General features: G+C 43.7%; 31 protein-coding genes. 14 read left to right on the plus strand and 17 right to left on the minus strand.

Annotated elements, in window-relative coordinates:
- The first annotated feature begins 158 nt into the window (after positions 1 to 158).
- Positions 159 to 755, plus strand: a complete 597-nt coding sequence (locus tag QT990_RS30845) for a hypothetical protein (RefSeq protein WP_333145011.1) — start codon at positions 159 to 161, stop codon at positions 753 to 755.
- Positions 756 to 951: 196 nt separating this feature from the next.
- On the opposite strand, the gene QT990_RS30850 is transcribed toward QT990_RS30845, so the two are convergent.
- From QT990_RS30850 to QT990_RS30860, 3 genes are all read right to left on the minus strand, one after another.
- Positions 952 to 1833: a hypothetical protein gene (locus QT990_RS30850; protein WP_333308420.1), complete on the minus strand. Its 882-nt coding sequence runs from the start codon at positions 1831 to 1833 to the stop codon at positions 952 to 954.
- Between the two features lie 140 nt (positions 1834 to 1973).
- Positions 1974 to 2579, minus strand: coding sequence for a DUF1517 domain-containing protein (locus tag QT990_RS30855; protein WP_333308418.1), 606 nt, complete (start codon positions 2577 to 2579; stop codon positions 1974 to 1976).
- Between the two features lie 466 nt (positions 2580 to 3045).
- Complete coding sequence (locus QT990_RS30860) at positions 3046 to 3591, minus strand: hypothetical protein (protein ID WP_333145014.1); 546 nt, start codon at positions 3589 to 3591, stop codon at positions 3046 to 3048.
- A gap of 357 nt (positions 3592 to 3948) precedes the next feature.
- Here QT990_RS30860 and rfbB point away from each other — a divergent pair, with 357 nt between their 5' ends.
- The 4 genes from rfbB to hpsJ-A all read left to right on the plus strand — a co-directional run bounded on the left by rfbB (position 3949) and on the right by hpsJ-A (position 7817).
- On the plus strand, positions 3949 to 5055 hold the full coding sequence (gene rfbB, locus QT990_RS30865; protein ID WP_333145016.1) for a dTDP-glucose 4,6-dehydratase: 1107 nt from the start codon (positions 3949 to 3951) through the stop codon (positions 5053 to 5055).
- A 386-nt stretch (positions 5056 to 5441) separates the two neighbouring features.
- Entirely contained in the window at positions 5442 to 6293 is an 852-nt protein-coding gene (crtA, locus tag QT990_RS30870) for a cyanoexosortase A (RefSeq protein WP_333145017.1), read from the plus strand.
- Positions 6293 to 6961 (plus strand): cyanoexosortase A system-associated protein, encoded by a 669-nt coding sequence (locus QT990_RS30875; protein ID WP_333145019.1) that lies wholly within the window; start codon positions 6293 to 6295, stop codon positions 6959 to 6961. The genes crtA and QT990_RS30875 overlap by 1 nt, the downstream gene beginning before the upstream one ends.
- Positions 6962 to 7139: 178 nt before the next feature.
- A complete protein-coding gene (hpsJ-A, locus tag QT990_RS30880; RefSeq protein ID WP_333145020.1) occupies positions 7140 to 7817 on the plus strand; it encodes an HpsJ-like protein, cyanoexosortase A-associated in 678 nt (225 codons plus the stop codon).
- 421 nt (positions 7818 to 8238) lie between these two features.
- Here the strand turns inward: hpsJ-A and QT990_RS30885 are convergent, their stop codons facing one another.
- Together QT990_RS30885 and rpaB are read right to left on the minus strand one after the other, a co-directional pair.
- Positions 8239 to 8880 carry a cofactor assembly of complex C subunit B gene (locus tag QT990_RS30885; protein WP_333145021.1) on the minus strand — a complete coding sequence of 214 codons (642 nt, stop codon included), beginning with the start codon at positions 8878 to 8880 and terminating at the stop codon, positions 8239 to 8241.
- A 111-nt stretch (positions 8881 to 8991) separates the two neighbouring features.
- Positions 8992 to 9723 carry a response regulator transcription factor RpaB gene (rpaB, locus tag QT990_RS30890; protein ID WP_071587789.1) on the minus strand — a complete coding sequence of 244 codons (732 nt, stop codon included), beginning with the start codon at positions 9721 to 9723 and terminating at the stop codon, positions 8992 to 8994.
- Positions 9724 to 9885: 162 nt separating this feature from the next.
- On the opposite strand from rpaB, the gene radA reads away from it, so the two are divergent.
- The 9 genes from radA to QT990_RS30935 all read left to right on the plus strand — a co-directional run bounded on the left by radA (position 9886) and on the right by QT990_RS30935 (position 15302).
- Positions 9886 to 11439, plus strand: coding sequence for a DNA repair protein RadA (gene radA / locus QT990_RS30895; protein ID WP_333466173.1), 1554 nt, complete (start codon positions 9886 to 9888; stop codon positions 11437 to 11439).
- Between the two features lie 49 nt (positions 11440 to 11488).
- The gene (locus QT990_RS30900; RefSeq protein WP_333145024.1) at positions 11489 to 11725 is read left to right on the plus strand and encodes a hypothetical protein; all 237 of its coding nucleotides are present in this window, start codon (positions 11489 to 11491) and stop codon (positions 11723 to 11725) included.
- 3 nt (positions 11726 to 11728) lie between these two features.
- Complete coding sequence (locus tag QT990_RS30905) at positions 11729 to 12061, plus strand: type II toxin-antitoxin system PemK/MazF family toxin (RefSeq protein ID WP_333283908.1); 333 nt, start codon at positions 11729 to 11731, stop codon at positions 12059 to 12061.
- Positions 12062 to 12139: 78 nt separating this feature from the next.
- A complete protein-coding gene (locus QT990_RS30910) occupies positions 12140 to 12370 on the plus strand; it encodes a type II toxin-antitoxin system prevent-host-death family antitoxin (RefSeq protein ID WP_333466174.1) in 231 nt (76 codons plus the stop codon).
- A gap of 102 nt (positions 12371 to 12472) precedes the next feature.
- Entirely contained in the window at positions 12473 to 12724 is a 252-nt protein-coding gene (locus QT990_RS30915; protein ID WP_333466175.1) for a DUF4258 domain-containing protein, read from the plus strand.
- Positions 12725 to 12737: 13 nt separating this feature from the next.
- Positions 12738 to 12977: a DUF2283 domain-containing protein gene (locus QT990_RS30920; RefSeq protein ID WP_333314618.1), complete on the plus strand. Its 240-nt coding sequence runs from the start codon at positions 12738 to 12740 to the stop codon at positions 12975 to 12977.
- A 60-nt stretch (positions 12978 to 13037) separates the two neighbouring features.
- Positions 13038 to 13994, plus strand: a complete 957-nt coding sequence (locus QT990_RS30925) for a WD40 repeat domain-containing protein (RefSeq protein WP_333466176.1) — start codon at positions 13038 to 13040, stop codon at positions 13992 to 13994.
- A 46-nt stretch (positions 13995 to 14040) separates the two neighbouring features.
- Complete coding sequence (locus QT990_RS30930) at positions 14041 to 14898, plus strand: TIGR02587 family membrane protein (RefSeq protein ID WP_333466177.1); 858 nt, start codon at positions 14041 to 14043, stop codon at positions 14896 to 14898.
- Complete coding sequence (locus QT990_RS30935) at positions 14895 to 15302, plus strand: TIGR02588 family protein (protein ID WP_333411039.1); 408 nt, start codon at positions 14895 to 14897, stop codon at positions 15300 to 15302. Before QT990_RS30930 ends, QT990_RS30935 begins: the two co-directional genes overlap by 4 nt.
- A gap of 252 nt (positions 15303 to 15554) precedes the next feature.
- On the opposite strand, the gene QT990_RS30940 is transcribed toward QT990_RS30935, so the two are convergent.
- The 12 genes from QT990_RS30940 to QT990_RS30995 form a co-directional block, all read right to left on the minus strand.
- The gene (locus QT990_RS30940) at positions 15555 to 16148 is read right to left on the minus strand and encodes a CPBP family intramembrane glutamic endopeptidase (protein WP_333145034.1); all 594 of its coding nucleotides are present in this window, start codon (positions 16146 to 16148) and stop codon (positions 15555 to 15557) included.
- Positions 16149 to 16382: 234 nt separating this feature from the next.
- Positions 16383 to 17621, minus strand: a complete 1239-nt coding sequence (locus QT990_RS30945; RefSeq protein WP_333283894.1) for a DUF3326 domain-containing protein — start codon at positions 17619 to 17621, stop codon at positions 16383 to 16385.
- Positions 17618 to 17809 carry a hypothetical protein gene (locus QT990_RS30950; RefSeq protein ID WP_333102814.1) on the minus strand — a complete coding sequence of 64 codons (192 nt, stop codon included), beginning with the start codon at positions 17807 to 17809 and terminating at the stop codon, positions 17618 to 17620. The genes QT990_RS30945 and QT990_RS30950 overlap by 4 nt, the downstream gene beginning before the upstream one ends.
- A gap of 57 nt (positions 17810 to 17866) precedes the next feature.
- Positions 17867 to 18184, minus strand: coding sequence for a 2Fe-2S iron-sulfur cluster-binding protein (locus QT990_RS30955; protein ID WP_333054544.1), 318 nt, complete (start codon positions 18182 to 18184; stop codon positions 17867 to 17869).
- A 243-nt stretch (positions 18185 to 18427) separates the two neighbouring features.
- Complete coding sequence (locus QT990_RS30960; protein ID WP_333145038.1) at positions 18428 to 18973, minus strand: Uma2 family endonuclease; 546 nt, start codon at positions 18971 to 18973, stop codon at positions 18428 to 18430.
- Between the two features lie 286 nt (positions 18974 to 19259).
- A complete protein-coding gene (locus QT990_RS30965) occupies positions 19260 to 20441 on the minus strand; it encodes a GTPase (RefSeq protein ID WP_333466178.1) in 1182 nt (393 codons plus the stop codon).
- 290 nt (positions 20442 to 20731) lie between these two features.
- The gene (locus QT990_RS30970) at positions 20732 to 21229 is read right to left on the minus strand and encodes a DUF29 domain-containing protein (protein ID WP_333054540.1); all 498 of its coding nucleotides are present in this window, start codon (positions 21227 to 21229) and stop codon (positions 20732 to 20734) included.
- Positions 21230 to 21437: 208 nt separating this feature from the next.
- Positions 21438 to 21977: a Uma2 family endonuclease gene (locus QT990_RS30975; protein ID WP_333283890.1), complete on the minus strand. Its 540-nt coding sequence runs from the start codon at positions 21975 to 21977 to the stop codon at positions 21438 to 21440.
- Between the two features lie 55 nt (positions 21978 to 22032).
- The gene (locus tag QT990_RS30980; protein ID WP_333283887.1) at positions 22033 to 22416 is read right to left on the minus strand and encodes a hypothetical protein; all 384 of its coding nucleotides are present in this window, start codon (positions 22414 to 22416) and stop codon (positions 22033 to 22035) included.
- An 11-nt stretch (positions 22417 to 22427) separates the two neighbouring features.
- Entirely contained in the window at positions 22428 to 22865 is a 438-nt protein-coding gene (locus QT990_RS30985; protein WP_333283885.1) for a CdiA C-terminal domain-containing protein, read from the minus strand.
- A gap of 302 nt (positions 22866 to 23167) precedes the next feature.
- On the minus strand, positions 23168 to 23626 hold the full coding sequence (locus QT990_RS30990; protein WP_333283884.1) for a hypothetical protein: 459 nt from the start codon (positions 23624 to 23626) through the stop codon (positions 23168 to 23170).
- Positions 23623 to 25221: a hypothetical protein gene (locus QT990_RS30995; RefSeq protein WP_333283882.1), complete on the minus strand. Its 1599-nt coding sequence runs from the start codon at positions 25219 to 25221 to the stop codon at positions 23623 to 23625. The genes QT990_RS30990 and QT990_RS30995 overlap by 4 nt, the downstream gene beginning before the upstream one ends.
- Positions 25222 to 25589 lie beyond the last annotated feature (368 nt).

Genomic DNA, 25589 nt, shown 5'->3' on the forward strand with positions numbered 1-25589 from the left:
TTAAGTTATTAATACATTACTTGAAGTTTGACGATATTCCCATTCCTGGGGTATTCATACCTTGATTCAGCAACGCCAAGATTAAACTCGAATGGATTTACTATAGATTCCGTGAAGGTTATTGGTACGATAATCTAAACAAGGAAACCTCTGACAAGATGCCTAATATATATAGGTCTCAATTAGAAATTTCAGAACGTTTAAGGGAGGAACAACCTACTGCAAAAATTATTGAGACACTATATATTTTTCGCTGCCTTTACATTAAAAATAATGAATGGCAGAGATTTGACCAAACTATCGATCGGTATGAATTTTCTATCTTAGATAAGTTGATAGAGTCTTGTTTTGCTCGTTTTGGAAGCTCTGTCAAGAAGTTTGAACTGGGTATTCAATATTATTATGAATTTGATTGTGGTTTGGCTTCTGGTAAATCTCCTTGGCTGCACTACACTACGGATTTGATGCTTAAGCGATGTTTAGAGATTTGGCCAAAAATTAAACCCGATCAAATTAAGCGAGGGTTAGCGCTGCAAAAGCGCGGTGAACCGTCCGTAAATGGTCATATTGGATCGCTCAATGCGAAGAAAGCTATAAAAAAAGAGGGGTATGGGGCTGATGAAAGGTGGGTTGTGGTAAATCCAGAAGCACTGAAACCCTGGCGTGGTGAACTTCTATCTAAAAGTGGTATAGAGGCTGCAAGAAGAAGGGCGCATGAGTGGCAGTTGAAACGTACAGGCACATCTCATAAATAATAGCGATATCTCTTACTTTGCATCCTTTGCGGTTGAAATTCTTCAAATAGATCGTCCGATTTTATCATCAGGAATTGAGGGCAAATGATTTACAGCCTTGGCCTAAATTGCTGACGATAAATCCAGAGTGGAATTCTCGAATTCGCAATGATTTAAGGCCAGGATACATTTTGCCTGAGTTTGAAACATGATATTCTTAACGCCTTCTGCCGCCAAAAGAGCGACTCCGACTCGGTTGACGAGAATTCCTCCCACTACCAAAACTTGGCTGCCGCTTGTTTTGATTTTGACGCGGCTGCCGCGATCGCCTCAAAGTGCTGCCACCGTAACCCGAACCGGTCGATCGATTGCCATTTGGACGTACTGAGGGTCTTACTGGCTGGTTGTATGTGGGCGATCGCAAGCGGCCTGTCGTCCTTAAAACTTGACGGTTTCTCACAACCGGAGGCGGAGTTCGATACCGAGTTTGATACTGCTGAACAGCTTGGTTGTAAGTATTTCCATACCCGCCATATCCTGTCATAATTCCCGGCTGATAGACTGGCGGCATATAATATTGCGGTCTAAATAACAAACTGCCGATCGCCTGACCGGCTATAGCCCCAGCAAACGGTGCCCAGAAGCCAGATTGCTGCCGCACTACTACGGTTTGTGGCTGACCTGTTTGAGGATTAGGAACTGTTTCGGTAACGTTGTGAACGTACTCAATTTTAAAATCTTCTGTCAAATGCAAAACCGCTTGATTGTTATCCACATTTAGATAACTTTTCTTGCCTGCCGATATTTCTTCATTTGTTAAGCGAGCCATTTGCAAATCCCTAGTGCGGTAAACTGGGGGACTGCCGGGGGGAGTATTCAGCAACATCAAACTGTATTCGCCATCAGCATCGTCGTAAGTAGCTTGCTGTACAGGATATTGACCTTGACTCAAGTTATTATTTGGTGCAGGACGCACTGTGTTAATATTCGGATTTCCCGCAGGATTTGTAGAAGTTTGTGTGCGAGGTGAACCGCAGCCTGTTGCGGTCCATAAAAAAGTTAAAGCCATTAAATAAATTGTCAGTTTTCGCAGCATCATAAATAGTAATTGGGAATTGGGAATTGGGAATTGGGCATCGGGCATCGGGCATCGCGCATTGGTAGCAAATAACCCTTCGACTCCGCTCTGGGCACCGCAAATAACTAATAACTAATAACTAATAACTAATTACTCCTTCCTTAAAGGGGAATAAGTTCTGGGAAATTGACCAACACTTGGTCGTTGGTAAGTTCGTCTCCCAACTGTGCGGGAGAAAAGTGAACTTGCACAGCTCGGAGCCTTTCTTGGTAATGTAAATTAATCAGTGCTTTTAAACCGACTTTCAGCGCGCTGATGTCAGCAAGGTCAGTTTCTAGGGCAGGAACTTCGCCTTCATAAGCAACTGTGAGCATCACCACCACATTTCTAGTTACGGGCAAAGACAAGGGGGAATTTTTATCGTAAACAGATGTACTGTATTGAGGCTCGCTGAGATAGCGATCGGCTGAATCAATGAAAAGTTCATCCACATAATCGCCCGCTTCGCCTTCATTCCAAAAAACATCGCCTTCATTGGCGGCTGATTGCCAGTAGTTGTCGTACTGCAACAGGTGATTGCAAATTTCTACCATACCTTCTCCTAAAACTGCTATGTCGCCATCGGCATCAATTGCTTGTCTGGCGGTGCGGTTGAGAACTCCTAACAGCGGTGCAACATCTTCGCCTGTTAGGTGAACGAACACGCGGCAAACTGCCAATCTAGTTTGACCTGTAAATTGATTGAATCGATCGCGCCAAGCATTCATAATAACCTAGAGTTGTAATCTGTAGGGCTATATTTCCAACCATAGCAGGGGATTTGAACTCTTGCCGTCTACCCTCAGATTGATCTGAAGAGTATTTTTAGCGATCGCCTCGGCCGCCTACTGTCTCGCTTTGACTCATCTAATTTTATAGCAGTTTTCAATCGGATCAAATACAGTTCAAATACAGTAGGAAAACCGCACAGCCTTGTCCTGACGGAGAGCGGCGACTTTTAATAATTGGTATGAGATTGATGATGGTAGCAAGAGTTTTTTTAATTGATATTAATTCAGCGCTCGTTTGCTTAGCCGGAATATGATATTGTGTGCGCTCGATTCATCTGTCTATTGTTTGCAGTGCTTCGCGATCGCAATGACCAGAAATTGTATGGTAGATAATTTCAAATCAAAAAACCTCCAATCTTGCAAGATTGGAGGTGCGCTAAGCGAATACTTTGGTTTGAGATAACTATTTGAGGCTCGCGCTTTGGACTTGTTCGATCGCAATTTCAGAACTCAACTCAGCAACTGGCGAAACCGGCAAATCCAGCTCGCCGCCTGGAGCTTCTGGGTGTTCGCGAACGACTGCAACCGCATTTGCTGACTCAGCTACAGCACCCGCCGCCGCCAAATCGAGCAAGGCAGGAACTTCCATGTGTCCAGAAACACCTGCATCTGCGATCGGAGCGATCGGCTCTTCAAAAACTTCAAAATTATCGGTCATCGCAGCGCAAGCAGCAGAAGCGCGCTTGCCGGCACGGTAGCTCATGTAGGCCGCACCGCCACCCAAAACTCCAGCCAAACCTAGGAAACCGAGAGCTGCTGTTTTGTAGGATTTCCACGGATTAATGCGCTCCGAGCCGCCGGAACCTAGGAGGGTTGTCGCAGAACCAGATTTAGACGCGCCAGATTTGCTGTAGGAACAGGGGAAAGCAGATGCGGCGTCACCTATGGCGATGCTGCTTGCGATCGCGACGACGGAAGCAATGCCAGCTAACACTTGAAACTTCTTCATGATGCTTGGGAGATTGTAAAGGATAATTAAAAAATTAATGGTAACAGCTCTTTACAAATCTATCAACTCTGCGCGCCGCCCATATCGCGGATCGATCGCAAAAGTCAGCTATAGCCTCACGCAATTCAAATTTAAAATTGCCCGCTTAAAAATCTGCAATGCTTAATATGTAAGCGTTTGGACTAAGATAGGGGTAGAGTTTCCAGTCAGGTGATCCAAGAGTTCGATCGCGCCCACATTAGAAAATCTGAGGTGAGACAGTAGAAATTTTAATTACAGAGCGGCAAACACTTGGTGACAAACTACTTTTAAGGCTACTTTTGTAAAGGCTTAGTTATTGGAATAACTCTTATTTTTATGACAGACAACGCGAATCAAGGCATTGAGCGCTCCGCGCGCCGATTGTTGGTGACGGGCGGGGCTGGATTTATCGGCTCGAATTTTGTGCATCACTGGTGCAGCAGCTATCCGGGCGATCGAGTAGTCGTACTCGATGCTTTAACCTACGCCGGAAACCGACAAACCCTGGCAACTTTGGAAGGAGGCGAAAATTTTCGGTTTGTACAGGGGGATATTTGCGATCGTACCTTAGTCGATACCTTGCTCAAAGAAGAAAACATCACCACAGTCGCGCACTTTGCCGCAGAATCCCACGTTGACAGGTCAATTATCGGGCCCGCAGCCTTTGTTCAAACAAACGTTGTCGGAACCTTCACACTGTTAGAAGCCTTCCGCAAGCATTTTGAAGCAATTGATGAGGCATCTCTCAAAGCACAAATGCGCTTCCTCCACGTTTCTACCGACGAAGTTTACGGCAGTCTCGGCCCCGATGACCCAGCCTTCACAGAAACAACGGCCTACTCGCCCAACAGTCCCTACTCAGCCTCCAAAGCTGGCAGCGACCACCTCGCCCGCGCCTATTTCCACACCTACGGCGTCCCGACAATTATCACCAACTGTTCCAACAATTACGGCCCCTATCACTTCCCAGAAAAGCTCATTCCATTAATGTGCATCAATATGTTATTGGGCAAACCGCTGCCAGTATACGGCGACGGTCAAAACGTGCGAGATTGGCTCTACGTTCTCGACCACTGCCGCGCTTTAGATGCCGTTATTCACCGTGGTCAGCCTGGGGAAACCTACAATGTTGGCGGCAACAACGAGGTAAAAAATCTCGATTTAGTAAAAATGCTGTGTCAGCTAATGGACGAATTAGCTTCTGATTTACCCGCCCGTCCTTGCGAACAATTGATCGCATTTGTCAAAGACAGAGCCGGGCACGATCGGCGTTATGCTATTGATGCCACCAAAATTCAAACAGAGTTAGGTTGGACTCCCTCAGTAACAGTTGAAGAAGGTTTGCGACAGACTGTAGAATGGTACTTAGCCCATCGGGAGTGGTGGGAACCCCTGCTTTCGGAGGAATATCAAACTTACTACCGGAAAGTCTATTCTAACTAATCTACTCCTGGACGCACGGGCTACCACAAACCAGAACCCGTAAAAAACTGGTTTTCCCGCTCAAGAGTGCGTCCAGAAAGGTTTCTGTCTTGCCTTCAAGCTTTACATTTAAACTCCCGGCGCAGAAACCGGGTTAGAGAAAGGAAAATCTTTCGTTAAGTGCGATCGATCAGAGTTAAAAAACCTGTTTTCTTTGGTCTTTGCTCCTAACTTCAGAATTAATTGGGTGAAGGTACTTATCACACATATTTACTCTTGTCAATCTTTGTGAAGATTTAGTGAAAAATCATCCCAAACGCATAAATTTAAGTGTTTGTAGCTGATAATTTTAATAGAGTTACAGGATTAAGCATTTTAGAAGCTTTTAGTCAAAACAAAAAGCAGCAATGACCGAAATAAACTCGCTCAAGCACATCCAAGAACCTAAATACTGGCTGTTAGGCATCGCCTCCGGTTTGATTGCCATACACCTAACTCTGACTTCCAGAACAAACGACACTGACCTGTTCGGTACAATGTTACTGTTTTGGGGAGTCGTAGCATTTCTCATTTGGGAAAGGCACGAATCCTTAACTTTTGAAAGTGGCATTTTCGCCACCTTATTTGGGACATCGTTAATTGCTTTAATATTGCTCAAAAGTTCGTCGATATCTGGATACGACTTTTTTATCAGAGCAACGCCTTTTTTGTCTGCAATTAGTCTCGCATTGCTGGCTTCCGGCACAAAAGGACTGAAACAATATTGGCAGGAACTTCTAATTCTTGGCTATACAGCTATTCCTCCCGGATTGATCGGAGTATTCGTTGATGTCCCCCTATTAACCGCTAAATTTTCAGCTTTCCTCCTGCACTATGTAGGATTTGAAGTGGTGCAAAAAGGGGTTTTTCTAATCCTGGAAAAGGGAAGCGTGGAAGTGAATCACGGCTGTTCCGGGGTGAATGGGATGCTACAATTGTTAGGACTAGCTCTGGTTTTCTTACTGATGTTTCCTACCACTACGGGTCAGAAAATGGTATTGCCATTCGTGGCAATAATTACTGCATTTGTAGTGAATGCCGCCCGCGTTGGTCTCCTGGCAGTGCTGGTATCGCTATCTCAACCCGCAGCATTTAAATACTGGCACGAAGGAAATGGTTCGGTAATATTTTCGATGATTGCTGTATTTATTTTCGGGTTATTCTGCTGGTTTGCAATTTTGAAAGACCAACCCCCAAATAAGGAAGGACAGAATTGCTAATGGCTATTACCTCTTGGAAACCACTTAGGCTTTCCCTGTTGGCTGTTACTTTGGGAGGCGTTTTGTTGGTTGCCGGAAAATTGGTTTTCTATCCATCGGACGGCAAGAATGTGGCAACCCCGTTTGAGTTTCCCGAGTCGGTGCCTTTAGCCGATTGGAAACTAAACAAGAGCGTGCCTCTGGAAATTAGGGACAATTCAGGATTCAAAGCTGCCAGGAAATATGAATATCAAAAAAATAGCAGGTATCTAGAAATAGAGATGCGGTATGCGGTAAACACCATTGGAGATGTGGAAGGTATGATGAAGGGACATACTATTCTCAAGTCGTCTCCTGGTAAACTAGCATTAGTAAACACTCAAGGCGCGGGGTTTCACGCAATTTTGCAACAGCAAAATCGACTGTATTTGAGTTCGTGTATCAATCCTCGTGGCAGTGCTACAGTAACTTCCCAACAGTTTAGATATAATCGAAATACTCGCGATTGGCAGCCAAACCGTATTCTGTTTTGGTTGTTGGGTAGGGGAAATATTCAAGACCGGCGCTGTTTGTGGACTCAGATGTCTGTGCCTTTGGATAAAACAACTCCAGAAGATGCCCAAAAAATTCTAGAGAATGCTTGGGTTTCTTGGTATGAGTGGTGGCAGCCGCGATTCCCCGAACCTTGACTCGATTCAGTCGATTTTAGCTTTTAGCTTTTAGCTTTTAGATTTACTGCACAGGTGAATCTGGAAGCTTGAACAAGAGTCTAAAATTTTAGACTCTCCACGACTGTTGTCGGGGGATTGTATCCGTTCTTGAGCGGGGTCAAGAGAGATTTTTCTTAACAACAACTCTGATTATTTTATGAATGACTTACAAGGCGAACAAGGTTTTTCTATCTACAGACTGCGTTGGATTGGCTACGGTCTATTAATTTTGTCTGTATTAGATACGATCGCAACTCTTATACCAGCCAATTTTGGCAATCGCCTCTGGGAATTGCAAACCATTGGGGCTGTAGTGGAACGGGTGCCAGTTCCTTTACTGGCAATGGCGCTGATATTTTTTGGCGAAGGGTACGATCGCCGAGGTTTGGAAGACCTTTTTTTGAAGGTTTTGTCTTGGGTTTGTCTGCTGCTAGCCCTGGTTTTTCTGTTGATGCTACCTTTGGGAATTTTTGGCACTATCTACGTCAACAACCAAAACAACCAGCAAATTACTACTCAAGCAAATCAACAATTAGCTCAGTTGCAGCAGGTGGAAGAACGGCTGAATAAGGGTAGTCCTGAAGATTTAAGGAATTTGGCGGGGGAACTTACTCGTTTGGGGGTACAAGCGGATACGCAAAACCCACAGCAATTGAAAGAGCAAATTCTTTCGAGAATTACTCCGGCTAAGGAACGGTTACAGACGCAAAGTGCTGCGGTTCAGCAAAGTCAGCGCTTGGGGTTATTTAAAAATGCTGTTAAGTGGCTGCTGGGCGCGCTGATTTCTAGTGTTTTGTTTTTTACGCTGTGGCGCGGTACTGACTGGGCTCGCTAGTAGTTTTGAGTTTTGAGTTGCGAGTTTTGAGCTACTAAGGTGCGCCTAGCGCACCCGGAGAGTCTTGTTGAGGACTAAGATGCGCCCTGTACACGCAGCCCGCGTCTTGGTGGTTAAGAAGACCCTCAAACCCTGGAAATTTCGTTGGGGGCAGCGCTGGATCTTCTTCTTTTCAAAAGATATCGGTAATAAATCTTGTTTATTGCCGATAGCCAACACCGAGAATGAGGCAAATCCGTCGTTAGCGCAGCCCTCGAAGACGATCGCACCAAGACGCGGGCTGGCATTGTGCAATCCACAATCCCTAATCCACAATCCCTAATCCACAATCCCTAATCTAAAATCCACAATTTAAAATCCACAATTTAAAATCCACAATCCACAATCCACAATCCACAATCTAAAATCTAAAATCTAAAATCTAAAATCGATTGATGGTATTTTCTAGTTTGTCGGCAATGCCTTCAACCCAGTTTTCATCTTGTTTTGTGTAGCTGCGGGGCGCGTTAGCACCTAAGATTAAAACGCCTTGGATGCCGATCGGCTGACAGATGACTCCTTGAGTATTTTCTGGCAAATAGTCAAATTCAATTTTGCCGGGGTAAATATTAAGATTTACTAAATAAACTGGTTTATTTTTGTCGAGCACTCGCTGCAATATCGGCCCTGGTTTGACTTCGGGATTGATGCCTAAAATACCGCGCCGCAATAGAACTTTTCCCTGATACACAATTACGATCGACCTTGTGGCGGTATTTGTCAACAGCAAACGCGACGCCCAAGCTAATTCTATTTTCACAGCCTCCGGCAAATCCGGCGCAAATTCAAAACCTTCTTCGCCGATAAGTTTTACGGAATCGGGCGATCGCGCTTGCACCTGCTGCCACAGCAAACCTGTTAAAATCAGCAAAGCGCTGATAATTACTCCCAAAGCGTCCGATCGAGCTTGAGAATCTGTAATTTGCTCTGTCAGCAACCGGTTTACCATTAGCAGCGTACCTGCTAACCCTCCTGCAACTAAGGGCAATTGGCGCAAAACTTTATTGGGATCAGATTTAGTCATTAGTCATTAGTCATTAGTCATTAGTCATTAGTCATTAGTCATTGGTAATTGGTAGTTGGTAATTTAACTAATGCCAACTGCCAACTGCCAACTGCCAACTGCCAACTGACTTTATCCTACTTCTCCTATTTCGACAATTCGCTGGAAGAGATAGCCGGTGCCGCGGGCGGTGAGAATTAATTCGGGATTGCTGGGGTCGTCTTCCAACTTTGCCCTCAGCCGCGAGATGTGAACGTCCACTACGCGGGTGTCTACGTGGCGTTCTGGCGTGTATCCCCAGACTTCCTGCAAAATTTCCGATCGCGAAAAAGGCTCTCCAGAACGGCTGACAAGCAGTTCTAACAGGCTGAATTCCATGCCCGTGAGGCGAATTCGTTCGTCGCCTTTGTAAACTTGGCGCTTGTTGGTGTCAATCCTGATATTGGTGACGTGGATGACTCCAGAGCTGGGAATGCCCGATGCGCCGTTTTTGTCAACCCTCCGCAGTACCGAACGGATGCGGGCTTCGAGTTCTTTGGGAGAGAAAGGTTTGACGACGTAATCGTCGGCGCCCAATTCTAAACCGGTGATGCGATCGGCTACGTCTCCCAAAGCAGTTAGCATGATGATAGGCACGTCTGACTCTTTACGCAACTCCTGACAGACGCCGTAACCGTCTAGCTTCGGCATCATCACGTCCAAAACCACTAAGTCGGGTTCGGTGTTGCGAAATGTTTCGAGAGCTTCTTCGCCGTCAGCAGCGGTGACGACATCGTAGCCAATCATGGAAAGGCGAGTCTCCAGAATGCGACGGATACTGGCTTCGTCATCGACTACCAGAATTTTTTCTTTATGGTTTTCCAAGTTACCGAGCACTCCTTAAGTTACATTTCAGATAATGTTAATTTTTTGTACCCTATCATAGAAGACACAAATTGAATCATGGGCGGCGATCGGTCTGAAAGCTTGATAATTGCTTTAACTCAGACTTTTCTAAATGTTAGGGTGACTATTTATCATAAAACAATGCCTAAGCCTCGAATACAATATATTTGTCGGGAATGCGGCTATGATTCACCACAATATTTTGGCAGATGTCCTAGCTGTCAGAAGTGGGATTCTTTTGACGAGCAGTTAGAACAACCTACTGCTGCTGTGTCGCGAGTGGGTTTAACTGGGGTGACAACTAAGACAGTGGGCGGTTCGCCCCCTGATAAGTCGAAGGGTCAACCCAGGGTATCTTTCAGATTATCGCAGATTTCCGACCAAACTCAGTCTCGCTGGCCTTCTGGTTACGGGGAGCTCGATCGAGTTTTGGGAGGCGGGATTGTTCCGGGATCGCTGGTGTTGATTGGGGGGGAACCGGGAATCGGGAAATCGACGCTGCTGTTGCAGGTGGCGAATATGTTGGCCCGCAAGGATCGGATACTGTATGTCAGTGCGGAGGAGTCCGGCCAGCAGGTGAAGTTGCGATCGCAGCGTTTGGGCGTGGCTAATCCGGTTGATTTGTCAAGCAACGGCGGGCATAAATCTGGCAGTAACGGGGAAGCTAAAAGGGATTCCGAGGACAATTCAGCGGAGAATTTCTACTTGCTTCCAGAGACGGATTTAGAAGTTGTTTTGCGGGAGTTGGAAGCGCTGAAACCGAATGTGGCGGTGATTGACAGCATCCAAACTATTTATTTTGCTAGTTTAACATCGGCTCCGGGTTCGGTGGCTCAGGTGCGGGAATGTACATCTGCTTTGATGCAGGTTGCGAAAAGAGAAAATATTACTTTATTTATTGTCGGTCACGTTACGAAAGATGGAGCTTTGGCGGGGCCGAGGGTTTTGGAACATTTGGTAGATACTGTACTGTATTTTGAGGGCGATCGCTTTGCTTCTCATCGACTTTTGCGATCGATGAAAAACCGTTTTGGCGCGACTCACGAAATCGGTGTTTTTGAAATGGTAGCCAACGGTTTGCGAGAAGTAGATAACCCGTCGGAGTTGTTTTTAGGGAATAGAGATGAATTTTCTCCCGGTACTTCGACGACGGTTACTTGCGAAGGAACTCGACCGATTTTAGTGGAAATTCAGGCGTTAGTTAGCCCTGCAAGTTTCGGTTCGCCGCGCCGCACTACTACTGGTGTGGACAATGCTAGATTGCAGCAAATTTTAGCTGTTTTGGAGAAAAGGGTGGGGATTCCTTTATCTAAATTAGATGTGATTTTGGCGACGGTGGGCGGGTTGAAGGTGGACGAACCGGCCGCGGATTTGGCAGTTGCGATCGCCGTTGTGGCCAGTTTTCGCGATCGGGTGGTTGATGCGCGCACTGTTTTGCTTGGGGAAGTTGGTTTAGGGGGACAGGTGCGGCCGGTTTCCCAATTAGAGTTGCGGCTGAGGGAGGCGGCGAAATTGGGTTTCAAAAGGGCCATTATTCCTAAGAATCAACCCGTGCCAGATTTGGGAATGGAGATTATTCCCGTGGCGAAAGTAATCGATGCAATTATTGCGGCGATTCCGGCTACTCCCGCTCAGTTGCAGTCTGGTGATATGGAATTACAGTCTGTTGATTTGGAGGAAGATTTGTCTAATTGAGATTATGTTAAAGTAGCAATAACTGGGTAAACACAAATCTAAAATTAACATGATGAAAGCCTACGAATTTCCCGCAAAAGTTACATCGGAAGGAAAAATTAACTTGACCGATGACATTTTAAAATACTTGGCAGTCAACCAAGATGTAAGAGTGATAATTCTGGTGAATGAACAAACAAACTCAGAAGCAGATGAAGTAGAGGAAAAAACAGATTGGCAGCGTCTTGCCGCCGAACAATTCTTTGCTGATTGCAGCGAAGAAGATGCAATTTACGCTGAGGATTGAGCAATGACTAATTATCAGTTTGGAGAATTAGTTATAGTCGCATTCTTGTTTGCGGGTACAGCCGAAACTAAACACCGTCCTGGTTTGGTACTGTTGGACACAGGAGATGAAGATATGATTGTTGCCAAGATAACCAGTCAAATCCCTCGTACAACCTTTGATGTCGAAATTCAGGAATGGCAGCAAGCAGGATTAAAGCGACCTTCAGCGGTTCGCTTACATAAACTAAACACATTACAAAAAAGTTTAGTGGAAAGGAGACTGGGAATATTAACCCCTGATGATTTGGTGCAAGTGCGAGATAGAGTCAAACAAATCTGGTCTTTCATTGGATGAAAATACAGGATCGCAAGCTTCATTAGTCACGGCAAATCTCAAATCTCAAATTTCCAACTGTATGCGGAGGCCCGAATTATGTATCAAGTAGACATTCTTGAGGCAAAAGAAAAGCTTTTGGAATTAATCGAAGCGGCGATGAGAGGGGAAGAAATTGCGATTACTCAAGATAACCAGCCTGTTGTAAAATTGGTAGGAATTCCCAAACAAGCTAAACCCAATCGGCAAGCAGGAAGTGCTAAAGGAATGGTTTGGATGTCCGATGATTTTGACGAACCGCTAGAAGAGTTTAAGGAGTATATGGAATGAGGTTGTTGTTGGACACTCATGCCTTTATTTTGATGCTTATGCGCGGCTGTGGTGAATTAAGTTAGTGCAAAAATAAAGAGGCAAAAAGGAGGTAATAGCAACGTGAGCGTTAGATTACATCCCCATGCTCAAGCACGATTGATTGAGCGAGGTGCAACTGAGGCAGAAGTAATTGCTACTGTTGAAAGTGGCACAACTTTTCCGGCTCAATTTGGCAGAACCGGATTTAGGCGCAACTTTTCCTTCAATGCTGAGTGGCAGGGAAAAATTTATGCTATGAAGAAAGTGGAGGCGATCGCAGCCCCAGAAGGCGAAGACTGGATAATTATCACTGTAATTGTCAAATTCTTTTGAGCAGGAGGTTCCCGTGAAACTGACTTACGATCCAAGATACAACGTAGCTTATATATACCTGAAAGAAAAAACCACACAGGTAAAAACTATCCAAGTTAGCGATCAAATGAATGTGGATATTGCCCCCGACGGTACTATTTATGGAATTGAATTACTCAATGCCAATCAACAATTAGGGGCAGATAGTCAAGGAAAACTGATTGTTGTCAACGAAGCTTTGGGAGAATCTTCCGAAATTCAGCTTGCACTTTAATGGTCTTGAAAACAATAAGTAAAAATGTTGCTAATGGATGAGTACGAGGAGTAATATCAAATGTTTCCAACTCCGAACTGGCAATGCGTACACACCCTTCACGGGCATTCAAGCGCGGTAAGTTCTGTTGTCATCACCCCAGACGGACAGACTATAGTTAGCGGAAGTTCTGATAGCACAATTAAGCTGTGGAACCTCAACACAGGGCAAGAACTTCACACTTTATCAGGACATTCACAAGGGGTTAGATCCATTGCCCTCGCCCCTGATGGACAAACTCTTGCTAGTGGCAGTAAGGACAAAACTATCAAGCTTTGGAATCTCAGCACTAAAGAGGAAATTTACACCATCACCGGACATTCAGACATAATTACTTCTGTAGTTATCAGCCCCGACGGGAAGACTCTGGCAAGTGCCAGTGAAGACACAACTATCAAACTTTGGAACCTTAGAAATGGAGAAGAAATTCGGACTTTAAAGTGGCCAGTAGAAGTATTTTATAGTTTGGCTATTTTATTCAGCCCTGACGGAAAGATTCTACTTAGTAGCAGTGCAGATGATTATGTTTCTCTAAGTGCAGTAGCTTTTAATTTAACCACTGGAGATGAAATCTGGACAAAGAATTGGCAGGAGGGTATGGACTCTGTTTATGCGATCGCTGTTAGCCCCGATGGAGAAACTTTTGCGACTTTGCACTGTGTGGGAACTATTAAGCTGTGGAATCTCTACACGGGAATAGAAATCTATACTCTTGCGGAAAATTCAATGGGGGACTTCTGCTTAGCTTTTAGCCCTGATGGGAAAATTTTAGCAAGTGGCGGGTGGGATTCTGGCAGCGAAGAGGATAGTACGGAACCTGGTATTATCGAACTTTGGAATCTCGATACCAGAGATAAAATTTGCAGTCTCTTGGGGCATTCATGGGGAGTTTACTCTGTGGCTTTTAGCCCGGATGGGCAGACTCTGGTTAGTGGAAGTGATAACAAAACTATCAAGATTTGGCAACGGGATTTATAAGCACGGGAAATTTTGTATAATTTTTAATGGACCTTTTAACTGAAAAATGAACCAGAGAAAAAAACAGCGTAAAAATCAGTGGTCAAATGAGCTAAACGACATCATTCGAGGTGCATCGGGTGGCTTTTTATTCGGAATTCCGCTGCTTTATACGATGGAGGTTTGGTGGATCGGTTCGCATACTACACCAGCGGAAATGTCGATCGCGATCGCAACTACTTTTGTCATCGTTTTCTTGCTGACTCGCACTGAAGGTTTTCGCAAAACTCAAGACATCCGCTGGCTAGATGCTGCAATCGATACCGTAGAAGCGATCGCCATTGGCATTGTCTGCGCGGCTTTTGTCCTATTTTTGCTCAGGGAAATTACGCCGGAAACTCCGCTGCAAGAAACTTTGGGGAAAATCATCTTTGAAGGCCTGCCCTTTGCCTTGGGAGTTGCCCTGGCAAGCGGTTTCTTGAGCGGCGATCGCTATCAAAGCTCAGACAGCGAAAAGGAACCTAGCATCAATCCAACTGTAGCAGATATCGGCGCTACTTTAATCGGCGCGATGATCATTGCTTTCAACATCGCCCCAACTGACGAAATTCCCATGCTAGCGGCAGGTATTTCGCCGCCTTGGCAATTAGCAATTATCGCCGCTTCCCTGCTAATTTCCTACGGTATTGTATTTGTAGCAGGCTTTACTTATCAAGCAAAACGGCAGCAGCAGCAAGGGATTTTTCAGCGTCCCCTCAGCGAAACTGTCATGGCCTATTTAGTGTCGCTGGCGGCTTCTGCATTTATGATGTTTTTCTTCCACAAACTCAGTTTTGACGACCCGTGGTCGATTTGGTTGAACTATACGTTAGTATTAGGATTGCCGGCGGCTGTTGGCGGCGCGGCGGGGAGGTTGGCGGTATGAGTGAAAGTAATAACAAAGAACAGCCGCAAAAAAGAACTTTTGCTGAATGGGCGACATTTGCGATCGCCTGCTTGATCCTTTTTACCCTCACCGGACTCGTAATCTACAACTGGGTGACTAAAAAGCAGGAACCTCCGATTATTTCGGTCACTCGGAACACACCAATTCGCGAAAATCAAGGGCAATTTTACGTACCTTTTACAGTGACAAACACGGGCGGTGAAACAGCCGAATCAGTGCAAATTATTGCCGAATTGCGCGTAAATGGCGAAGTTGTAGAATCCGGCGATCAACAAATAGATTTTTTGTCAACCGGCGAAACTCAAGAAGGAGCTTTTATTTTCAGTCGTAACCCCAGTCAAGGTCAATTGATTGTGCGATCGAGCAGTTATCAACTACCTTAACAAAGTTTTCAAGTCTCGTGTCCGTTAAGTGTGACCCTAATAAAATCCTGTCGCTGGGTGGGGGCGGGTTTAAAAATACCTTGGTTATTAAGCAGAGATACGGGTGAACCCGCCCCTACAAAATTTACGTTTATTGACTCGGTATCACGTTAAATAAACATAATTACCGTAGGGGCGGGTTCACCCATGTCTCCAATCCGGCGAGAGATTCATTAAACCCGCCCCGGTCTCGATATTGAGCGTGCGATCGAGCTAACGCTTCACCAGATCGTGTTCCCACTTCCAAACACAGCTAGAAATCAAATTCGTGCAGATATGAGCCGTAATTGGCACTAACAAATTCCCAGTCGCTAAAACGCTGTAACCCAACAGCAATCCGACAGCCGTTGCCCAAACAGCATAAGGCCACTGATCCAGGGCTCCCAAGTGCAGAATGCCGAAACAAAAACTCGATAAAACTAAACTGGTAACATTCAATCCCAAAGCAGACAGCATCACGCCTCGAAATAGCAATTCTTCGCTAAGTCCCGGCAGCAGTCCCAGCCAAATCAAATCCGGCCAAAACAAAGGTTTGAGCACTACTTCCAAGTAAACATCAGCACTCCGGCGATAACCCGGCCAGAGGTGATAAACGATCGCACTACCGCCTGTAATTGCCAGTCCGAGCGCACATCCTTGGAGCAAATCGATTCCTATCAATTTGACTGGCAAAAGCGATACCGATGCAAATAGCAACCACAATTTAGCTACCGCCAGCAACATAATTGCTGTCACGCCCATTGCTACTAAAACTTGGGTGCGCGTCAAGGGTTCAATTTCAGGATTTCCGGGAAGTTTTTCTGCCACTTAATCACTTTTAGATTTGAGGTTTGAGATTTGAGATTTGTTGGGTTTATACCAATTTTTTATGAGGCCCCGTAGAATCCGATCCCCCCTAGCCAAGGGCGGGCACGGGGAGTAGGGGTCGCACCGCCCCTACTAAGGGGGGGACAAGAGCCGGATCAAAGTCAACCCCTACTCCCCAACAATCAGGGGGATTTAGGGGGATCGAGATATGTGCAACTTCACATTAAATTGGTATTAGTCAGATAAACAACGCAGGGAGGAGATGTCTGCACCCAAGGAAGCTGGACTGATGCCGGCTCGCAAAGCGACCAAAACTCCGATCGCCTCTAAATATGAGTTTACCTGCAAAGCTTTGATTCCGAGTTTTTCTGGAGTCGCCTGCATCTGGGTTTTGTTGTCGCCGACAGCGATGATTTGTACGGACGATCGCGCACTCAAACTCAGAATAGCACTGCCGCCGCAGGCTGTGGCGGGTATCACCACTGCATCGACTCGATCGGCCCACAAACCCTGAGACTCGAAATCTCGCCTGTTTGCATAGAATTTCTCTCTTGTGGGGAGTAGGGGTTGGGCATCTTGCCCGCCCAATACCTGTGACAGGCAAGATGCCTGTCCCACAGTAGGAGTGACAAATTGTGACAGGTCAGAGGCCTGTCCCACAGTAGGAGTGACAAATTGTGACAGGCAAGATGCCTGTCCCACAGTAGGAGTGACAAATTGGGGAGCTTTGCCCAGGCCGGCAAGCACGCAAGGTAGGAAAGTATAGCCGATTTCCTCAGCAGCCGATCGCGGGGACAGGTGCGGATCGAGGGGAAGCGCAGACAGCGCCGGGGCGTGGGCGCAAGGGATTTTAAACGTTTTGACGACGAGGTGGCTGATCACAGCTTCCGCGCCGGCGAGGGGGTCAACTCCTTTGCCGCGGCGGTAGTTTTCGAGGGCGAGGCTGCCTTCATCGTCGGGAAATCTGGCCACAACTGCGATCGCCTCTACTCTTGCTTGTGTGATTAATTTTTCTGCAGCGCGCAATAAACTGTCGGGATTGCCGATCGTCCCCCAGGATGCCCCTGATTCAGAAATACGCAATTCTACTTGCAGAGGGCGATCGGTTAAAACACAATCAGTTATATTCAAACCCAATGTAGCTCTCGCTGCATCAGCCGCTTGCAAGTGCCGCAACTGCAAGTCTGGTTCAATGCCGGCATCGAGGATTAAGCCGATGCGATTTTGATGTACCGGTTGCAGACCCCAGCATCCGGCAGCAAATTTGTCAAGGGCGTAACCTTCAACGTAGAGAGCGTTAGGTATCGGCCAATAAAGTTGAGCGCCGTTGAGGACGTTGGGGTGAGTGATCAAGGTGTCTGAAATTTGGGCGATCGCCCTAGCCACGGGGAGCGCATCTCCTGCAAACCCACCAATCGAGGCTCCAACGCCTGTGGGGACTATCAAAACCACTGTTAAAGGGCGGGGGTTCACGGTGTTGCGGGGGATGCTTCCACGAGCACGTAGCCTTCTACCACAGCCTTTTGCCGATCGACATCCACGTCTGTGACTGCCCACCGCAGGGGTTCGCCGTGCTTTTGCAGTTCAATTTCAATCGCCGAGTGCAATTCTTCGGCGGTATCGTGGAGGTCAACTTCTGCGGAAATGAAATGGGTAGTCATCGGGCGATCCATAGTGATTTTACTGTGATCGGTACTTAGCTCAATTTTAGCTTAGCCCTAGGATTTACCGAATTGGCGATCGTACACAATGTCTTCTTTTTCGGTTTCTATCTTCAAGTTCGATCGGGGATAAGCAACACACAGCAACACATAACCTTCTGCTTGAAGTTCGGGACTAACGCCCATGCCATCAACTTGATCGACTTGACCCTCAATAATTTTAGCAGCGCAAGTAGTACAAACCCCCGCATTGCAAGAACTCGGCAACTCAATGCCGGCGGCGTTGGCGGCGCGGAGAATTTGTTTATCTTCGGGTACTTCTACGGTATAGGTAGAGCCTTGGTGGATCAATTCAACAGTGTAAGTCTTAGACATATTTCAATTATTGGTTTTAATTCCCCAATTGGAATTTACGCTAGATTTGGAAACAAAGCAATCAGTATTTTACCGCTGTTTGTGCTTTTGTGCAATTTTACAACTGCATTTTTTATTGATAATTTTTTTTATTAAATGGCTGGGCGAGCGAGTGGCATTTTGTCAATGACTTTTTCACAAATTATAACGATCGTCACGGGCGAACTCTGCCAGAAAGCACTTATACCTAACTAATTTTTGCCTTCAAGCCAACAACTCGTCAACAGCAACACTAAAACCCGCCAGCACTAACTGAGTGCTGACGGTAGAACCCTGGTTAAAGGTTAACTTTTGAGTTTTAGTCACGATCAATATCCAGCGACTTTCTGGAAAAACTATCCAAACTTCCAGACAACCCGAATCTAAATACTCTTGTGCTTTAAGAAAAATCTCTTCCGCACTATCAGTAGGAGAAACTATTTCAGCAATTAACGGCGGACTTTGAGGCAAAGTAGGAACATCGCCAAATTGAGCAACAAGTTCAGGAGTCAGATAAGCTACATCAGGACGGCGCACTCGCCTGTCAGTACGACAAGGAACTTCGACATAAACTTCGCCTCCTTGTCCGCTAGAATCTTTGTAATTTCCCCAATAACGATCTAGTCTAGATTGGATGAGACTGTGTTTTACTGTCATGCCATTTTTCTCCGCGATTTGCCCGTCCACCCATTCCATATCGTCGGGGGGATTAGCCATAAAGTCTTCTAGAGAAATATTTTCTGATAAAACGGCAGCCATTGCCATAGCCATTTACTCTCTTTTGCAGAATTCACTCATATTGTAGCAATCAATTGGTAATTGGGAATTGGTAATTGGTAATTGGTAATTGGGAATTGGGAATTGGAACTGAGATATTGCACCATTTTCAGCAACAGGCAAGATGCCTGTTCCACAAGAAAATCAATATCTTTGTGGAAGAACAGGCATCTTGCCTGTTCATAAAAGGCTTATTGAGAATGGTGAAATATCTCAGTTGGAGTAAAAAAATAACCTATGCCCTATGCCCCAGCCCTATGCCCCATGCCCCATGCCCAATTTACTCAATATTAATTTGATTGGGAGGTTTAGGTTGATTCGGTTGCTCATCCTTCAAAGTTTTACGCCCAGAACTAGCATACTCCTTGTACATTTCCACAAACATCTTGGTTAACTGTTGCAAAGAAAGTTGTTCGCCATTAACTTGAGCTTTCATGTAAGCTTTAAGCACTTCAATGTAAGCCAAACCGAGGGCAAGGGTGAGAGTTGCTGCCGTTGCACCGGAGATAGCACCGCCGACAACAGTACCCGCACCAGGAATCATTTTAATCAAATTAGTAACAATACTTCTGCCGATAGCAGTAACCCCGCCAGCGCCGCTAATAGCAGACAGCATCGCCGAAATAAACCCCTTATCAAAGGGCATTCCAAAAATCACAGTAATATTAGCAATCATTGCCGTTTGCATCGTCATCAAAATCGGCGCGTCAGCAAACGGTACAGGAGTCGCGCCGACAATTGCAGAACCTGCAACATAAGCACTTAGATACTTAAATGCCATATCGGATTTGAGGGCAATATTAGCAATTTGTTCTTTAACAAAAGCTTTTTTAGCTACTTCCGGCAGCAGTTGAACAGTTGCATCTACCAACTTGTCTAAACCGTGAGACTTTACTGTATAATCCTCATCAATTTCTTCCGGTTCAGCCATGACGGGGATAATTTGACTGACGGGCAAATTCATGTGTTCCAGTTGATTGAAAAACTCGCTGGGCTTTTTAGATGTAGTTTGAGTCAAAACTAAAATCACTGGTACATCTTTGACTTCCATTTCTTTTAGCCAGCTTTCCTCGACAGATTCTATTCTATTGGCGTTGTGATTGATGCAGTACCAGATAACGTGAATGTGTTCTTTTGGGTGCAGGAGTCTTTGGTCTTCAATCAGTTTAGCAACGTTTAATTGAATAACTTTAATTTGTTCGGCGTTGAGTTCGAGTCCGGGAGTATCGTAGACTGTAATTGGGCAATTCGGTTTTGTATATTGGCGAATGCCTTGAGTTATGGGGCGGCCGACTCCGGTTTCTGCTAAGCGTTGGCGAAAAACGGAATTTATCAGGGTACTTTTGCCGACACCGGTTTTGCCGATAACTAAAACATTGCACTGTCCCACTTGGTTTTCTGCGTCTTTGAAGGCGTAGTAACTTCTATTTAAAAGCTCGTCTAAGGAAAAGTCGTCTGACATGGCGGTTGGCTCCGATAAGGGTGGGATATCGAATCTGGATTAAATACCACCGAATAGAATTCGGAGGCTCTATAAACCAAGTCCGAGCCGAGGGGGACAGGGGAGTAAGCTGTTCGACATTTAAAGGACGATTGTAGGGTGCGGAGCGTACATAAGCGTTTCCCTTGTAAGCGTAAGTGTTCTAGCTGACGCACCTTACCCGGTTCGTTAGTCGTTTAAATGCGTAACAGCTTATTAAATATATTGTAGCAATTTGATTTCAGAAGCACTGGAAAGGATATCTGATTTAATTATTCAATATTTTCAGGATTTTCAGGCTGCTCGCTGTCAGGCGGTAAAAAATCAGGATTAAGAACTTCTTCTTCAGTAAATGGAGACTCTGGGGGAAATATCTGAATAGATAAACCTGTTTCATCTGCGGCTAATTCCCTAGCATCTTGATAAGATTCATTAAAAATCTCTTCAAAAAAACGATATAAACTCGGACTTGTTTTGAAGGTATCTCGGATGCGTTGACGATGTTCACGAATGGTGTACACCCAACTATTTGTTCGTTTTTCTGGCTGATATTTATACTTAAGTAAGTGCATTAAAAGTACCCTTAAATTACTTTTTAAAGCATTCTTATCGCTTTTCCCCATACTTTCCAGTTCCTCTAGTAAGTTCTCTAAATCTATTTCAGAAAACTTTCCCTCTTTTAATAAGTTGATTGTTGTCTGTAACCAAAGATAAAAATCCCGTTCATAAAGAGATGTTATTGCAGTTGTTATTGATTGGATAGTTGTCATTTTGTTTGACTCCATTTCTTGGTCATCAACCTAAGAATATTGTAGTAGTTGCGTAGCCCTTCGACGGAGTTTATCCTGAGCGTAGTCGAAGGGTTCAGGAACCGCGACAGCGAACCCTCCGCTAAATGCTCCGCCCAACAAATCCCAGAAATTGTTGGGTTTCGTAAACTCAACCCAACCTACTGAGTTTCGGATTTCATAATTTAGTTTAACCTAGCAATCCATCGACCTCAATGCTAAAACCGATCAGGATTTGTTGGGTGCGGGCGGTATCGCCGGATCTAAATGTCAATATTTGATTTTGAGTCATCACGAATATTAAACGACTTTCGGGAAAAACTAACCAGACTTCCTGACAGCTAGATTCTAAATATTCCTGTGCTTTGAGAAATACATCTTCAGCGATATCGGTGGGTGAAACTATTTCGGCAACTAAAGGGAAACTTTGGGGTAAAGTGGCAAGGTTGCCAAATTGTGCAACTAATTCGGGTGTGAGATAAGCGACATCGGGGCGGCGAATTTGTCGGTTAGTGCGGCAAGGAACTTCGACATAAGCTTCTCCCCCTTGTCCGCTAGAATCTTTGTAAATTTTCCAAGCTTCCCCCAGGCTTAACTGAATTTTACCCGTCTTTAGTGTCATGCCATTTTTCTCCACAAGTTGGCCGTCTACCAATTCCATGTTATCGGGCGGAGCGACCGTGAACTCTTCTAGAGCTAAATTGTCTGATATTATGGTAGCAGTGACCATAGTTATTCCCTCGTTTTTACAAATCGGTTTCAGAACTTGCCTGTATGATGTTCGATCAAACCTTCACCAATGGCGCAAACTCCTCTAACTTCACTTGTAAGTCATCCACCAGCATTAAACGATACCTTTCGGTAGTTTTCAACTTGTGGAGAACATAACTAGCAAACTCATATCGCCACTTTTTTCTATCAAGTTCATTCGAGATGTTCAGCGCTCTGATTGATAGGTTGTAAGGGTATTCTTCAAAGTTGATCTCTTTATCATTTTCAAAATCATGCTTTCCTACTGTAAGAGTGATTGTTGAGTTACGAAACTCATACCAGTGGTCAATGCCATCAGAAACCAGCTCTAATTTTAGAGCCAATATAAACTCTAATTCTTTGATTAAATGTTCGATGTCCTGTGGAAAGTCTACAAAAATATCTAGTGTGCGAGACATAAAAACCTCCTTTATTGAAACTCAGTAAAAGTGATGTCATAGATATCGCCAATAATTCGGACGCTATCAATTTTTCCGCGTGTAATATTTTTCGCCCTCTGCAAACCTCGTTCAGCCTCAGCCTCTATCAACCCAGACACCCTAGCATCTATAATTATATCCCTAGCCTGTCCGCCTCGTCTAATCGAGTTGTTGATCTGATTTTTTACTGTCGCGCTTGTAGCACCGGCATCTAGACTTTTGAATTCAGTGAATTTTCCATCTACCTCAGCATCGGGATTTCTACCTCCATCGGTTTTTTCTACCAAGGCTTTAACATTTTTTCCCTCTTTTTCCAGAAATTCCGCGATGGCTCTTTCGGTTGCAGCAAAAGCTCTTTCTGATTCATCAATACTGCCACAATTAGCCGAATTTTGCTCAGGGGTTTGGTTAGTCCCGTTATTCACCATTTTTGGTTATTTAAAATTTTGGTGAATTATCGCACATTATGAGCCAAGTCACTTGAGAAAAAGAACCGGGTTTCTCACTTAGTCAATACTTTGAATTAGTTTAATGTTATTCCTCAGCCATTCATTGACCAAAACTTGAACCTCAATCTTTTTGCTATCGGCAATTTTAGTCACAAATTACTCGACATTGGATATCAGCATTACTTGTGTCAACTCCTTTCTGCCTAAAGTCTGTAATTCCTAGTTCTAAGCTCTCTATTGATACTATTTCACTCGCTATATTTTCCTGGGTTTATGTCACATTATCTTACATCAATTGGAATATTCTTGATAAATCGTATGAGTTCCTGTAAATCAATATAAATAAAATATAAAATAGCCGCGTTTCCTAGTCTCAATTCTCCGTATTTGATACCCCTTTTTTCTTGAAAGTTTGTTAAGTCTTGGTCAAAAGAAACAACATATCTGGGCTTGAAATTTATCGTACCATCATCATTTTTACTTATTGTATTCATCACTTCTTTGTAAACATAGGATTTTACATAGCTTTCTATGGTATCCTTTTTTTTAAACTCAATTTCAGTTTGAATCTTATCAGGATCTAACTCTTCATAAGAATTAATTCCTCCTTTATCTTTAAAAAAATTATCTAAAATTGGATAAATAAACTCTTCATTCACTATTTGCCGAACTTGCGGATTTAGTGAAACAACTGGATTAAAAATACTGATAACACTACTCGCAGAATTATGTTTAATCATACCAATCCTTGCTTAATATAAAAATCTTGAAGTGTTTTGAAATTAATTTTCACCAGTTTAATCTGGCTTTTGTTAAAGTAAGTATTATCTACTGGATGTCTCTTTTCAAACTCTAACGGATCATTAGAGAAATAAGGTATCCAAAACTCACTTTCAGTTTTTACCTCCCAATTCTGCTGTACCGACCATTCATAGACTAACTGTTTCTGTATATCATCTTTTACTTTGTTCTCACCATTATTATCAATATAGTTTTGTGAGTACCTTTCATAATCCCAAATACGCATATACTTGTAGTCGATAATTTTAATAGAGGAGCCAACAGTTTGCTTTAAAAATTCTTTAAAAAATTCTAAATCTTCATTAAACATATATCTAGGTCGAATATTTACCGTACTTGGTTTATTTGGTTCACTCCGAGAAAGTTTCATATATTTATCGAAGATTTCTGGATAACTTATTTTTAGGGAAAGCTTTACCAGTCTTACTCGAAAGGCTGGCTTGCCTTCTTGCAAACCTATTGAAGTGGCTTCATAAAACTTCTCTATTTGGTTTTCTTTCTCTTTCAATACTAAATCAGGACGCAAGTAACGTACTCTTGTAAACTTATTTAATTTCAATTCAAATGGATTAATGGGGTATTCATTTGGGAATTGTTCAAGATATCCTCCAATATCTGCAAACATTGCTCTTTTTTTATATTCAGGTGTATTGAGCACATAAGTTTGGCACATATCCTCCCATATATCATAGAAACTGCTAAAACCCCAGTAAATACCTTTATTATCTTCTTGTCGCTCTCCGTATAAAAATGCCTCTACTGCTTCAAAAAAATGCCAATAATCATCATCTTTATAGGCTGTTTTAGTGTCAATATCTTCTAGTGTTTCCCTCAAAATATCTACGGTTTCGGCAAATGTATCTTCGCCAAATAAACTACTGTTAGGTTGCAAATAGTTTTCTTTAAACTCCTCGGCAAGCTCGGCAGCCCTATCGGAAATATTTTCTAATTCTTCCAACTCTCTTTTGATTTCGGTGTAAATAAAACAAAAAAGTTGTAAAATTGGCGGACTTTCTTTGATTAAAATATTTTTAGCAATATTCATTTCGTCAATATAAATCACATCCTTATCAAGATAGATAGCTTGGTGCATATACCGATGAATCTTTGAGTAGTCAATTTCGGGGCTTCTCATTTGTTTTTTTTCTAAAGACGAAATTCGCAATTCATCATACCCCTCAATTATTTTATCTAACGAATTTAGTTTGCCATAAAAAACTACCTGTTCATTATTTTCATTAATAAAACTAAATCCGTTTTCATTTTCAATAATTCCGTCTCTATCAATAGTTATGTCTTTGCTCTGCATATCATTCTGTTTTCTTTGCAGATACGTTTTGAACGTTCGGTACATCTTGAAGAAGAAACCTTTGACTAGGTTAAAATCTGTATGATCAAAATCATCAAATCCTAACGGAAGCCAAAACTCTAAGCGATCAGTTTCCTTATTTCTCTGAAGACCGACGAACGAATAGCTACTGTTGCCACGTTCTTGATCGGTTTTAATGATATCTATTTTACTGAGGTCAAACATTTACAAAATCAATTACTTTTTTAACAAATTTTTGAACAACATCTTTTTGGGTAAACTGTCCAAATGTAACTAAATCTCTTTCTCTTTCAGTCATTCCCAAAAGTTTAGTCAAAGGCTTACGATTGTTACTAAAAACACTATCCCAGATAAAGAACATCAATTTATTTTTGATGTGTTCTTCCGTTATAATTTCTTCATTAATAAAGAAGTAACCAATCTGTTTATCCTCAATTTTCCTGACTGTTTTGTAATGACTGCGGATGAATTCATTTAACTTATCAACAAAATCATTCGTAAGGATTCAGGTCAAAAAAACTTAAGTGGCGGCATCTGGTAAAATAAAGGAATGAAAAAGCCCACAGCCACCA

The organism is Microcoleus sp. T3_B1, assembly GCF_036700445.1.
In the GTDB taxonomy this organism is placed as follows: domain Bacteria; phylum Cyanobacteriota; class Cyanobacteriia; order Cyanobacteriales; family Microcoleaceae; genus Microcoleus.

What these genes read in the sequence shown, in the direction of transcription:
- QT990_RS30845 (WP_333145011.1), top strand. Translation starts at nt 159, where the DNA reads ATGCCTAATATATATAGGTCTCAATTAGAAATTTCAGAACGTTTAAGG.
- QT990_RS30850 (WP_333308420.1), bottom strand. Translation starts at nt 1,833, where the DNA reads ATGATGCTGCGAAAACTGACAATTTATTTAATGGCTTTAACTTTTTTA.
- QT990_RS30855 (WP_333308418.1), bottom strand. Translation starts at nt 2,579, where the DNA reads ATGAATGCTTGGCGCGATCGATTCAATCAATTTACAGGTCAAACTAGA.
- QT990_RS30860 (WP_333145014.1), bottom strand. Translation starts at nt 3,591, where the DNA reads ATGAAGAAGTTTCAAGTGTTAGCTGGCATTGCTTCCGTCGTCGCGATC.
- rfbB (WP_333145016.1), top strand. Translation starts at nt 3,949, where the DNA reads ATGACAGACAACGCGAATCAAGGCATTGAGCGCTCCGCGCGCCGATTG.
- crtA (WP_333145017.1), top strand. Translation starts at nt 5,442, where the DNA reads ATGACCGAAATAAACTCGCTCAAGCACATCCAAGAACCTAAATACTGG.
- QT990_RS30875 (WP_333145019.1), top strand. Translation starts at nt 6,293, where the DNA reads ATGGCTATTACCTCTTGGAAACCACTTAGGCTTTCCCTGTTGGCTGTT.
- hpsJ-A (WP_333145020.1), top strand. Translation starts at nt 7,140, where the DNA reads ATGAATGACTTACAAGGCGAACAAGGTTTTTCTATCTACAGACTGCGT.
- QT990_RS30885 (WP_333145021.1), bottom strand. Translation starts at nt 8,880, where the DNA reads ATGACTAAATCTGATCCCAATAAAGTTTTGCGCCAATTGCCCTTAGTT.
- radA (WP_333466173.1), top strand. Translation starts at nt 9,886, where the DNA reads ATGCCTAAGCCTCGAATACAATATATTTGTCGGGAATGCGGCTATGAT.
- QT990_RS30900 (WP_333145024.1), top strand. Translation starts at nt 11,489, where the DNA reads ATGATGAAAGCCTACGAATTTCCCGCAAAAGTTACATCGGAAGGAAAA.
- QT990_RS30905 (WP_333283908.1), top strand. Translation starts at nt 11,729, where the DNA reads ATGACTAATTATCAGTTTGGAGAATTAGTTATAGTCGCATTCTTGTTT.
- QT990_RS30910 (WP_333466174.1), top strand. Translation starts at nt 12,140, where the DNA reads ATGTATCAAGTAGACATTCTTGAGGCAAAAGAAAAGCTTTTGGAATTA.
- QT990_RS30925 (WP_333466176.1), top strand. Translation starts at nt 13,038, where the DNA reads ATGTTTCCAACTCCGAACTGGCAATGCGTACACACCCTTCACGGGCAT.
- QT990_RS30930 (WP_333466177.1), top strand. Translation starts at nt 14,041, where the DNA reads ATGAACCAGAGAAAAAAACAGCGTAAAAATCAGTGGTCAAATGAGCTA.
- QT990_RS30935 (WP_333411039.1), top strand. Translation starts at nt 14,895, where the DNA reads ATGAGTGAAAGTAATAACAAAGAACAGCCGCAAAAAAGAACTTTTGCT.
- QT990_RS30950 (WP_333102814.1), bottom strand. Translation starts at nt 17,809, where the DNA reads ATGACTACCCATTTCATTTCCGCAGAAGTTGACCTCCACGATACCGCC.
- QT990_RS30955 (WP_333054544.1), bottom strand. Translation starts at nt 18,184, where the DNA reads ATGTCTAAGACTTACACTGTTGAATTGATCCACCAAGGCTCTACCTAT.
- QT990_RS30960 (WP_333145038.1), bottom strand. Translation starts at nt 18,973, where the DNA reads ATGGCTATGGCAATGGCTGCCGTTTTATCAGAAAATATTTCTCTAGAA.
- QT990_RS30965 (WP_333466178.1), bottom strand. Translation starts at nt 20,441, where the DNA reads ATGTCAGACGACTTTTCCTTAGACGAGCTTTTAAATAGAAGTTACTAC.
- QT990_RS30970 (WP_333054540.1), bottom strand. Translation starts at nt 21,229, where the DNA reads ATGACAACTATCCAATCAATAACAACTGCAATAACATCTCTTTATGAA.
- QT990_RS30975 (WP_333283890.1), bottom strand. Translation starts at nt 21,977, where the DNA reads ATGGTCACTGCTACCATAATATCAGACAATTTAGCTCTAGAAGAGTTC.
- QT990_RS30980 (WP_333283887.1), bottom strand. Translation starts at nt 22,416, where the DNA reads ATGTCTCGCACACTAGATATTTTTGTAGACTTTCCACAGGACATCGAA.
- QT990_RS30985 (WP_333283885.1), bottom strand. Translation starts at nt 22,865, where the DNA reads ATGGTGAATAACGGGACTAACCAAACCCCTGAGCAAAATTCGGCTAAT.
- QT990_RS30990 (WP_333283884.1), bottom strand. Translation starts at nt 23,626, where the DNA reads ATGATTAAACATAATTCTGCGAGTAGTGTTATCAGTATTTTTAATCCA.
- QT990_RS30995 (WP_333283882.1), bottom strand. Translation starts at nt 25,221, where the DNA reads ATGTTTGACCTCAGTAAAATAGATATCATTAAAACCGATCAAGAACGT.